2 protein-coding genes and 1 riboswitch are annotated in these 3749 nt (G+C 70.1%); both genes read left to right on the top strand.

The features are described 5' to 3' along the window. The first annotated feature begins 368 nt into the window (after window positions 1-368). Window positions 369-3026 (top strand): transglycosylase domain-containing protein, encoded by a 2658-nt coding sequence (locus ACFFNX_RS44745; RefSeq protein ID WP_378212352.1) that lies wholly within the window; start codon window positions 369-371, stop codon window positions 3024-3026. Window positions 3027-3112: 86 nt separating this feature from the next. After that, a riboswitch (SAM riboswitch) is annotated at window positions 3113-3226 on the top strand. A 37-nt stretch (window positions 3227-3263) separates the two neighbouring features. Beyond that, on the top strand, window positions 3264-3749 hold a 486-nt coding region (locus tag ACFFNX_RS44740), incomplete at its 3' end, for an aminotransferase class V-fold PLP-dependent enzyme (protein WP_378212351.1).

Genomic DNA, 3749 nt, shown 5'->3' with positions numbered 1-3749 from the left:
GCGGCGCGGTGTCGTGGCCCCGGCTGGTCGCCGACGCGGCCGCGCTGTCGGCCGCGGCCGTGCTCGCCCCGCTCGCGGGCTCGTTCGACCCGGTCGCGTATGAGGAATTTCGTGCTCGGCGCCCGTCTTCACCGGGAAGAGGGCGCGATGCCGCCGGTGCGTGATGACGCCCGCAGCCGTGCGGTGCGATAGTGGCCGCTGCCTAACAGAATCCTTAGCCTCTTTGGCTTAGGATCGTCAAGACCCCGGACACCCAACACGGTTGAACCGATCAGCCGTACCCCTTTGGGTAGCTTTGTGAACTCCGGCGGGTCGCGGGGGATGGATGAGCGACATTAACGACGTCATCAGGGGCTGGGGAGCCCGAAATGTCTGACAAGCCAGTAAATAACGGTGACGCGAACCTGTCGGCGGGCGGCGACGGCTCGCGGCGGGAGCAGGACGAGGACGACGCGGCCACACGCGATGGCCGCGATGACGAGGTCACGGGCGGTGCCGACGAGGACGCGGCGAACGAGACGCCGGTGAGCGACTCCGCGGCCGATGAGGAGACCCCGGCCGACGACTCCGGCCCGGCGGAGGCCGTCGAGGAGACTCCGGCCGCCGACGCACACGGCAAGGACGACGAGCGGGACGAAGACGACCGGCGCGGCGACACGCACGAACGCGAACTCGCCGACGACAACGGCGAAAAGGAAAAGGACGACGACGCGGCCGCCGCGAAGACCCCTTTGAACGGCGGCGCGGACGACCCCCTCTCCCCCGGCTCCGCGGACAAGCCCGTTCCGGCCGACGCGACCAAGCCGGTCATCATCCCGCCCGACGACGGCAACGACGACAAGGACGACAGGGCGGGCGAGGCCGAGGACCGGCCGCAGGGCGTGCGCCTCGCGGCCGCCTCCCGCAAGGACCAAGCGGGAAAGCCGGAAAAGGGGCCCAAGAAACCGCAGGACCGCCGCATCAAGTACGCGCGGCGCGCGGCGTACGTGCTCGGCGTGCTGGTGCTGCTGCCCATCATCGGCTTCATCGTCGTCTACCTGATGACGCCGGTCCCCAGCTCGGCCCAGCCCACCGCCAAGGCGCAGCAGTCGGTGTTCTACTACAGCGACGGCAAGACGGTCATCGCACGCACCGGCGCGTTCGACCGCCGCCCGGTCGACCTGAAGACCGTCCCCCCTCAGGTGCGTGACGCGGTCATCTCGGCGGAGAACCGCAGCTTCTACAGCGACTCGGGCGTGTCGGTGAAGGGCTCGGCGCGCGCGGTCTGGGCGACGCTGACCGGCGGTTCGATGCAGGGCGGCTCGACCATCACCCAGCAGATGGTGCGCAACTACTACAGCGGCCTCTCCCAGCAGCGCACCGCGGGCCGGAAGCTCAAAGAGATCATGATCGCGCTGAAGGTCTCGCGCGAGAAGAACAAGGACTGGATCCTCCAGCAGTACCTCAACACCATCTACTTCGGCCGCGACGCGTACGGCATCGAGTCGGCCGCGCAGGCGTACTACGGCAAGGACGTGCAGGAGCTCACCCCCGCCGAGGGCGCCTACCTCGCGGCGGCGATCCAGGTGCCGACCTATGCCAGCGACCCCACCCTTCCGGGTGCCCGGTCGTACATGCAGTCGCGGTGGCAGTACGTCGTCAGCGGCATGGTCCAGATGGGCGCCGTCACCCCGCAGCAGGCCGCGACGATGAAGTTCCCCGCCCCGGCCAAGCAGAAGGCGAAGTCCATCTACTCCGGTGACAAGGGCTACATGGTCAGCCTGGCCAAGGCCGAGCTGCGCCGCATGGGCTACACCGACAACCAGATCAACATGGGCGGGCTGAAGGTCCGGACGACCTTCAACAAGGACCTCATGGCCGCCGCGCGGCAGGCGGTCAAGCAGAACATGCCGACCGGCACGTCGAAGAAGATCCTCACCGGGCTGGTGTCGGTCGACCCGGACAGCGGCGAGGTCAACGCCTTCTACGGCGGCAAGAACTACGTCGACGTGCAGTTCAACAACGCCTTCGACGCGAAGGTGCAGGCGGGTTCGGGCTTCAAGCCGTACGTGCTCGCCGCCGCACTAGCCGACGGCGAGAGTCTGAACACCTACGTCGACGGCAGTTCGCCGCAGACGTTCGCCGGAGTCGCGCTGCACAACGACGAGAACGAGAACTTCGGCATGGTCAACCTCGTCACCGCGACGCAGGACTCCATCAACACCGCGTACGTCAACCTCGGCCAGAAGGTCGGCCTGAGCAAGGTGGTGTCGATGGCGGAGAAGGCCGGCATCCCGGACGCGCAGCTCGACCCCCACAAGGACGCCGCCACGCTCCCGCTCGGCGTCGCCGACGTCAGCGTCGAGCAGCAGGCGGCGGGCTACGCGACGTTCGCCTCCGAGGGCGTCTACCACGCGCCGCACGTCATCAAGTCGGTCACCGCTCCCGGCAGCAAGACGCGCAAGGTGACCGAGGACGGCAAGCGCGTGTTCAGCACGACCGTGGCGCGCGACGCGACGTACGCGATGCAGAAGGTCGTCGACGCCGGCACCGGCACCAACGCCGGGCTGCCCGACCGGAACGCGGCCGGCAAGACCGGGACGACGAGCGATGGCAAGCAGCTGTGGTTCAACGGGTTCATCCCGCAGCTCACGGCCTCGGTCGGCATCTTCCGCAGCGACAACAAGCCGCTGTCCATCCCGGGCTACTCCTCGTACGGCGGTGACCTGCCGGCGCGGATCTGGCGTTCGTACATGGTCCAGGCCGACCAGGTGCTCGACCTGCAGCCGAAGTCGTTCGGGGCGCCGTCGGTCTACACCGGCGGGAGCGGGCGGTCCACGACCGTCCCGGTCAACCCGCGCCCGCGTCCGACCGGGTCGCGGCCGGGGAGTCCCCCGCCGGTCGTCCCGACGCATCCGATCCCGCCGCCGATCGACCCGCCCGGGGGCGGCGGTGGCGAGGATCCGCCGACGAACCCGCCGCCGACCGGCGGGACGCAGCGCGGCCTGCAACGGCACGGCCACCGGATCCAGCACCTGTACGGCTGACCCCGCACCCGCCGCCCGCGCACTCGCACCCGCCCGAAGCACCCGTCACTGGGACGCTTCGGGCGGGTGTTGTATTCTCATCGTCAGGTCATGAGCGCCAGCGTCAAGCCCCGGCTAGCTGGCCGGCAACCCTCCGTCCGTGGCGGGGTGCCCCGGGTGATGACCAGGTCCGGCGCAACCGTGCCGGACAAGCGCGGACCCCTCTGCGGGTCCCCTGGTTCCCGCTGGAGGTTACCCATGTCCCCTGCGTCCGCCCTCATCGACCTCGCCCCCGCTTCCCTCCGGGTCATCGGTCAGGACGTGCCCGTCCCCCTCGCCGACGGCCGCAGCGTTCCGTACGCCAACCTCGACTACGCCGCGAGCGCGCCCTGTCTCGAGAACGTGCGCACGGCGATCGACACCGCACTGCCCTACTACAGCAGCGTCCACCGCGGGGCCGGCCACGCCTCGCAGGTGACCACCGACCGGTACGAGCGCGCGCGGGAGACCGTGCGGACGTTCGTCGGCGCCTGGCGTCGCGACGCGGTCGTGTTCACCCGCAACACCACCGACGCGATGAACCTGCTCGCCCACGCGCTGCCGCAGGGCACCACCGTCGTCGTCTTCGAGTCCGAGCACCACGCGACGCTCCTGCCGTGGCAGCGCGGCGGCAGGGTCGTCCGGCTGCCGGCCCCGGTCTCGCCGTCGGCGGCGGTCGCCGCCGCGGACGAGGCGCTGGCCTCG

Origin of the sequence: Actinoallomurus acaciae (genome assembly GCF_042429965.1) — a bacterium.
Lineage (GTDB): Bacteria > Actinomycetota > Actinomycetes > Streptosporangiales > Streptosporangiaceae > Actinoallomurus > Actinoallomurus acaciae.
The sequence above is the reverse complement of the archived record's forward strand: the minus strand, read 5'-3'. Positions and strand labels throughout refer to the sequence as shown.

Bases quoted from the DNA above. Each gene is read 5' to 3' on its own strand.
- ACFFNX_RS44745 (WP_378212352.1), top strand. From the start codon at position 369: ATGTCTGACAAGCCAGTAAATAACGGTGACGCGAACCTGTCGGCGGGC.